Here is a 6,371-nt window from a genome sequence, read left to right on the forward strand (position 1 = left end):
CGGCCGCTCAGTCCCCCGGATGGCGGCTGAAGATGCGGTCGCGGCCGTCGGCCGGCACCAGGTGCACCGCGTAGGGCTGGACGATCCCGTCGGGGTGCTCCATCCCGGGCGATCCCAGTGGCATCCCCGGCACGGCCAGGCCGCGGGCACGCGGGCGTTCGCGCAACAGCCGGGTGATGTCGCCGGCCGGCACGTGGCCTTCGATGAAGTAGCCGTCGACCCGGGCGGTGTGGCACGAGGCCAGGGCGGGCGGCACCCCGGCGGCCTGCTTGACCGCGGCCATGTCCTCGACGTCGCGGGACTCGACGGCGAAGCCGGCCGCGCGCAGGTGCTCGATCCAGACGCCGCAGCAGCCGCAGCTGGCGTGCTTGTACACGACGACCGCCGGCGAGGCGGCCGCGTCCGCCGGGCCGGCGGGGGATCCGGCGGCGGTGCAGCCGCCCAGCAGCAGGGCCAGCGCGGCCAGGGCGTGTCGGAGACGGGGCATGCGGGGAGCGTCCGGGGGCTTTGCGATGGCACGAGTCTGGCGGGCAGTCCCGGCGGGCGCCTTGATCCCCGTCAGCCGCGCGTCGCTCCGCATTGGGTAAAGTGCGCGGCTGTCATGCCGCACGCAGGTCCGCATTGAAACTCCACATCCTCGGCATCGCCGGCACCTTCATGGGCGGCGTGGCCGCCCTGGCGCGCGAACTCGGCCACGAGGTCGAAGGCAGCGACCAGGCCGTGTATCCGCCGATGTCCACCCAGCTCGAGCGCCTGGGCATCGGCCTGAAGCAGGGGTACCTGCCGGACCACATCTGCGCCGACTGCGACACCGTGGTGATCGGCAACGCGCTCTCGCGCGGCAACCCGGCGGTGGAGGCGGTGCTCGACAGCGGCCGGGCCTACACCTCGGGCGCGGAATGGCTGCGCGAGCAGGTCCTGCCCGGGCGCGAGGTGCTGGCGGTGGCGGGCACCCACGGCAAGACCACCACCTCGACCCTGCTGGCCTTCCTGCTGCAGGCCGCGGGACGCGAGCCGGGCTTCCTGATCGGTGGCGTGGCCGAGGACTTCGGCGTGTCCGCGCGCCTGGGCGCGGCGGGGGACGGCGCCGGGCGCCCGCTGTTCGTGGTCGAGGCGGACGAATACGACACCGCGTTCTTCGACAAGCGCAGCAAGTTCGTGCACTACCGGCCGCGGATCGCGATCCTGAACAACCTCGAGTACGACCATGCCGACATCTTCCCCGACGTGGCCGCGATCCAGCGCCAGTTCCACCATCTGGTGCGGACCGTGCCAGGCAGCGGGCGGCTGGTGGTGAACGGCCACGACGCGCGCCTGCGCGAAGTGCTGGAGATGGGCTGCTGGACCCCGGTGGAGCGGTTCGGCTTCGACGCCGGCTTCGAGTGGCAGGCGCGCCGGGTCCAGGCGGACGGCAGCGCGTTCGAGGTCCGGCACCGCGGTCGCGCGCTGGGCACCGTGGAGTGGGCGCTGCTGGGCGACCACAACGTGCTCAACGGCCTGGCCGCGATCGCCGCCTGCGCGGCGGCGGGCGTGGACGTCGCCCCGGTGCTGCCCGCGTTGGCGCGGTTTCGCGGCGTGAAGCGGCGCATGGAGCTGCTCGGGCAGGCGCGCGGGATCACCGTGTACGACGATTTCGCCCACCACCCGACCGCGATCGCCACCACCCTGGCCGGCTTGCGGGCCAAGGTGGGCGCGGCGCGGATCGTGGTGGCGATGGAGCCGCGCAGCAATTCCATGCGCCTGGGCGCGCACGCCGACGCGCTGGCGCCGTCGCTGGACGATGCCGACGCCGTGGTGTTCCTGGCCCGTCCGGAACTCCCCTGGGACGCGCAGAAGGTGGTGTCGCGGGTGCGCGGCCGGGCGCGCGCCGTCGCCGACGCCGATGCGCTGCTCGCGGTGCTGCGCGAGACCGCCGGCGAAGGCGACCATGTGGTGTTCATGTCCAACGGCGGCTTCGACGGCGCGCCGCACCGCTTCCTGGGACTGCTGCAGGGGGACTGACCGCGCACGCAGGCCGCGGCACGGAAACGGGCGAGCCGGGAATGGGCGAGAATCGGCCCGAGGCCCCCGGATCCGAGCCATGCCCGAGACCCTGCCGCTGTTTCCCCTGCACGCCGTGCTGGTCCCGGGCGGTGCGCTGGACCTGCGTGTGTTCGAACCGCGCTACCTCGACCTGGTGCGCGAATGCGGCCGCACCGGTCGCGGGTTCGGGGTGTGCCTGATCGCGCAGGGCCGCGAGGCCGGGGCCCCGGCGATGCCGGTCGACTGCGGGACCGAGGCGGTGATCGAGGACTTCGGCGGCGGCCCGGACGGACTGCTGCAGCTGCGGCTGCGCGGCCAGCGGCGGTTCGGCGTGCTTTCCACCCGCGTGCGCGACAACGGACTGGTGGAGGCGCAGGTGGCGTGGCGCGCCCCCGACCCGGCCGACCGGCTGCGCCCGGAACACGCCCTGCTCGGCGAAGTGCTGCGCAGGATCCTCGAGCAGGTGGGCGACGGTGGCACGCGGGCGCCCGAAGAGCGCTTCGACGAGGCGGCCTGGGTCGGATGGCGGCTGGCCGAACTGCTGCCGCTGCAGCCACGGCAGCGCCAGCGCCTGCTGGAGGAGGACGATCCGGCGCGGCGCCTGGACGAACTGCTACGGCTGCTGTCCTGATCCGCCCTGGCCGGTGCGCAGCCGCAGCACCGGCACCTCGCCCTGCGGGTGCGGGGCCTCGCGGACGTCCAGTCCCGACAGCGCCTGGCGCAGCGCCAGGTAGGCCGCGTCGTCGTCCACCGCCGGCAGCCAGATCCCGAACAGGCCCGACAGCGGGCGCTGGTATTCGAGCGTCTGGGTGACGCCGATCCACAGCGCGGTGCCGTCGGCCAGCCGCGCCGGGGCCCGCCACAGGCGCAGGGCCAGCAGGCGGCCCTCGCCGGCCGGCCGCCGCAGCAGCATCGCCTCGGCCTCGGTGCCGAGCGTCGCCGGCAGCACCGGCTGCTGCCCTGGCGAGAGGTCGTCGTCGAGCAGGCCCAGGGTGGCGGTCCAGTCCGCCTGCGGCTGGACCTCCCAGCCCTGCGCCAGGAGGTGGTCGCGCAGCGGCTCCAGCGGCCCGGCGACCTGCAGTTCCAGGCTCCAGCGCCGGCTGGCGTCGCGCTCGCGCCGCTGCGCCGGCAGCCGTGCCCAGTCGCGTTCCCACCACGCGGCGGCGTCGAGCACCAGGGCCGGCAGCGGCGCGTGGAAGCGTTCGAGCAGCGGGTCGACCGCGCGCGGCGCATGCCACAGCGCGGCCGCGGCGAAGCTCAGGTAGAACACCGCCGCCAGCGGCCGCATCCAGAACGAGCGTTCCACCCGCCGCCGGTAGGCGATGCCCAGGCCGAGCAGCCACACGATCCCCAGCAGCATTCCGCCGACCACGTCGCTGAGCCAGTGCGCGCCCAGGTACAGGCGGGCGAACCCGAGCAGCGCCGCGACCAGGCCCGAGACCATGTACGGCCACACCCGGGTGCGGCCGGGCAGCTCGCGTGCGATCAGCACCGCGAAGAAGCCGAAGGTGATCGTGGTCATCGTCACCGACACCGAGGGGAAGCCGAAGCCGCTGGGCGCGGTCGGCGGCAGCGGCATCTCCACCAGGTGCGACAGCCCCGCGGTCAGCACCAGGCCGAACGCCAGCGCGGTCATCCAGTGCGCGGCCGCGCTCCAGCGCCGGCGCCACAGCAGCCAGGCCAGCGCCAGTCCGGCGGCCGGCAACAGCACCTCCCAGTCGCCGATCGAGGCCAGGCCGGCCATCAGCCGGTCGGCCAGCGGGTTGCGCAGTTCGTACATCAGCCCGAACACCGTCAGGTCCAGGGCCAGCGGCTCGTCGCGCATCCACACCGTCACCAGCAGCGCGAACCAGGCCCAGCCGATCGCCAGCAGGCAGGCGGCCAGGATCGCGAGCGAAGCCGACTCCGGGCGCTTGGGGTCGATCAGGGCCGCGGCGTAGCGGCCCATGCGCGGATGGGCCCGGGTCCAGGCCAGTGCCCGCGCCAGCAGCTGGTTGGCGTGGCGGTCGAACCAGCGGTAGGTGTAGAGCACGCCCGCCCAGGCCAGGCCCAGCACCAGCGCCAGCACCCCGAGCACCATCACCAGCCGGTCGGCGACCGCCGCCACGGCGTCGTAGGAGGCGCCGAAGATCCAGCCGGGGGCAAGGAACAGGCCGGCCCACAGGTAGCAGGCCAGCAGGCTCATCGGCACGTAGCGCCGCAGAGGCATCCGCAGCATGCCGGCGATGGCGGGCACGAAGGCGCGGATCGCGCCCACGAAGCGCGCGATCAGGATGCCCTTGGCCCCGTGCCGCCGGAATACCTGCTCGCCGCGGTCGAGCAGCTGCGGATAGCGCCGGAACGGCCAGTGGTCGCGCAGCTGCGGCCCCCAGCGGTGGCCGACCCAGTAGCCGATGCCGTCGCCCAGGAACGCGCCGATGGCCGCGCAGGTGATCGCGTAGGTGCCGTCGATGTGGCCCAGGCCGATCAGCGCGCCGATCCCGAACAGCAGCGGCAGCGCCGGCACCAGGATGCCGAGCACGACGACCGAATCGCAGAACGCGATCAGGAAGATGAGGCCGCCGGCCGCGATCGGGTGCGCGCTGATCCAGGCGAGCGTGGCGTCGAACCAGCCGGAGTCCATCGGCGGATTATGACAGCCGCGCCGTGGCCCTCGCCTACACTGTCGCCATGCAACGCGACGCCGCCACCGAGCTCCGCGCCCTCAAGGCCGACAGCTTCGGCCGCATCTCCCTGATGCAGGGGCCGGAGGACACCTTCGTGCGCCGCGACCTGGCCCACGTGCCCTGGTGGCTGCGGTTGCCGGCCTGGTGGCTGGCCCGGCGCGAGGCGCTGGCGCTGGAGCGCATCCGCGGCATGGCCGACGTGCCGCAGCTGCTGGGCTGGGACGGGCGGCGGCTCGACCGCAGCTTCATGGCGGGCGCGGCGATGTACCAGCGCCCGCCGCGCGGCGACGTGGCCTGGTTCCATGCCGCCCGGCGGCTGCTGCTGGAACTGCACCGGCGCGGCGTGGCCCACAACGACCTGGCCAAGGAGGCGAACTGGCTCGTGCTCGAGGACGGGCGCCCGGCGCTGATCGACTTCCAGCTCGCCAGCCGCGGCGATCCGCGCTCGCGCTGGATGCGGCTGCTGTTCCGCGAAGACCTGCGCCACCTGCTCAAGCACAAACGGATGTACTGCCGCGAGGCGCTCACCCCCGTGGAGAAGCGCATGTTGCGGCGCAATTCCTGGGTGCGCGACCTGTGGTTCCGCACCGGCAAGCCGGTCTACCGCTTCGTCACCCGGCGGATCCTGAAATGGGAAGACAATGAGGGCCAGGGGCCCAAGCCCTGAGGCCGCCCGCATCCAGGTGGAGCATCCATGAGCACGCTCTCCGGCAAGACCCTGTTCATCACCGGCGCCTCGCGCGGCATCGGCCTGGCGATCGCGCTGCGCGCCGCGCGCGACGGCGCCAACGTCGCCATCGCCGCCAAGTCCGCGGTGCCCAACCCCAAGCTGCCCGGCACCATCCACACCGCGGCCGAGGCGGTGGAGGCCGCGGGCGGACGCGCGCTGGCGCTGCGGTGCGACATCCGGGAGGAGGAACAGGTCCGGGCCGCGGTGGCGAAGACGGTCGAAACCTTCGGCGGCATCGACATCCTGGTCAACAACGCCAGCGCGATCTGGCTGCGTGGCACCCTCGACACGCCGATCAGGCGCTTCGACCTGATGCAGCAGGTCAACGCCCGCGGCACCTTCCTGTGCGCCCAGGCCTGCCTGCCGCACCTGCTGCAGGCGCCCAACCCGCACATCCTCACCCTCGCGCCGCCGCCCTCGCTGGATCCGAAATGGTGGGCGCCGCACACCGGCTACACCCTGGCCAAGATGGGCATGAGCTTCGTCACCCTCGGCCTCGCCGCCGAGTTCGCCGACCGCGGCATCGCGATCAACGCGCTGTGGCCGCGCACGCTCATCGCCACCGACGCGCTGAACATGATCCCGGGCGTGAGCCCCGACAACGGCCGCCGGCCGGAGATCGTGGCCGACGCCGCGCATGCGGTGCTGGTGCGCCCGGCAGCCGGCTTCACCGGCCGCTTCCTGGTCGACGACGAGGTTCTGGCCGAGGCCGGGATCACCGACCTGTCGCGCTACGCGGTCGATCCCGCCGGGCCGCTGCTGCCCGACCTGTTCCTGGACTGAGGCGACGCTGCGTTGCGCGCGCCGGCCGCCGCGACGCCGCGCGCGCTCCTTGTACGTTACTGGTGTCCGGCATTTGGCCGGACAGGATCGGTTTCCGGGGAAGCCGTTTGCTCCTTGGGGCAGCATTGACTGACCCCGTTTGTAGAGCGGCTCCCCGCCCCATTCGCGAG

Annotated in this window: 6 protein-coding genes; 4 read left to right on the forward strand and 2 right to left on the reverse strand. The window is 73.5% G+C overall.

The window, feature by feature from the left end:
- Nucleotides 1-7: 7 nt before the first annotated feature.
- Nucleotides 8-487 (reverse strand): DUF411 domain-containing protein, encoded by a 480-nt coding sequence (locus tag FQY79_RS14650; protein WP_146313631.1) that lies wholly within the window; start codon nucleotides 485-487, stop codon nucleotides 8-10.
- A 134-nt stretch (nucleotides 488-621) separates the two neighbouring features.
- On the opposite strand from FQY79_RS14650, the gene mpl reads away from it, so the two are divergent.
- Both mpl and FQY79_RS14660 read left to right on the forward strand, forming a co-directional pair.
- Entirely contained in the window at nucleotides 622-2,001 is a 1,380-nt protein-coding gene (mpl, locus tag FQY79_RS14655) for a UDP-N-acetylmuramate:L-alanyl-gamma-D-glutamyl-meso-diaminopimelate ligase (RefSeq protein ID WP_281289336.1), read from the forward strand.
- A 79-nt stretch (nucleotides 2,002-2,080) separates the two neighbouring features.
- The gene (locus FQY79_RS14660; protein WP_146313632.1) at nucleotides 2,081-2,653 is read left to right on the forward strand and encodes an LON peptidase substrate-binding domain-containing protein; all 573 of its coding nucleotides are present in this window, start codon (nucleotides 2,081-2,083) and stop codon (nucleotides 2,651-2,653) included.
- Here the strand turns inward: FQY79_RS14660 and FQY79_RS14665 are convergent.
- A complete protein-coding gene (locus FQY79_RS14665; RefSeq protein ID WP_146313633.1) occupies nucleotides 2,636-4,645 on the reverse strand; it encodes a bifunctional DedA family/phosphatase PAP2 family protein in 2,010 nt (669 codons plus the stop codon). The two genes, FQY79_RS14660 and FQY79_RS14665, sit on opposite strands and share 18 nt — an antisense overlap.
- A gap of 47 nt (nucleotides 4,646-4,692) precedes the next feature.
- Between FQY79_RS14665 and FQY79_RS14670 the strand changes: the two genes are divergently transcribed.
- Nucleotides 4,693-5,355 (forward strand): protein kinase family protein, encoded by a 663-nt coding sequence (locus FQY79_RS14670; protein WP_146313634.1) that lies wholly within the window; start codon nucleotides 4,693-4,695, stop codon nucleotides 5,353-5,355.
- Between the two features lie 27 nt (nucleotides 5,356-5,382).
- Nucleotides 5,383-6,201, forward strand: a complete 819-nt coding sequence (locus FQY79_RS14675) for an SDR family oxidoreductase (RefSeq protein ID WP_146313635.1) — start codon at nucleotides 5,383-5,385, stop codon at nucleotides 6,199-6,201.
- Nucleotides 6,202-6,371: the final 170 nt, after the last annotated feature.

Source organism: Luteimonas wenzhouensis (assembly GCF_007859305.1).
GTDB lineage: Bacteria > Pseudomonadota > Gammaproteobacteria > Xanthomonadales > Xanthomonadaceae > Luteimonas > Luteimonas wenzhouensis.

What these genes read in the sequence shown, in the direction of transcription:
- FQY79_RS14650 (WP_146313631.1), bottom strand. Translation starts at nt 487, where the DNA reads ATGCCCCGTCTCCGACACGCCCTGGCCGCGCTGGCCCTGCTGCTGGGC.
- FQY79_RS14665 (WP_146313633.1), bottom strand. Translation starts at nt 4,645, where the DNA reads ATGGACTCCGGCTGGTTCGACGCCACGCTCGCCTGGATCAGCGCGCAC.
- FQY79_RS14660 (WP_146313632.1), top strand. Translation starts at nt 2,081, where the DNA reads ATGCCCGAGACCCTGCCGCTGTTTCCCCTGCACGCCGTGCTGGTCCCG.
- FQY79_RS14675 (WP_146313635.1), top strand. Translation starts at nt 5,383, where the DNA reads ATGAGCACGCTCTCCGGCAAGACCCTGTTCATCACCGGCGCCTCGCGC.
- FQY79_RS14670 (WP_146313634.1), top strand. Translation starts at nt 4,693, where the DNA reads ATGCAACGCGACGCCGCCACCGAGCTCCGCGCCCTCAAGGCCGACAGC.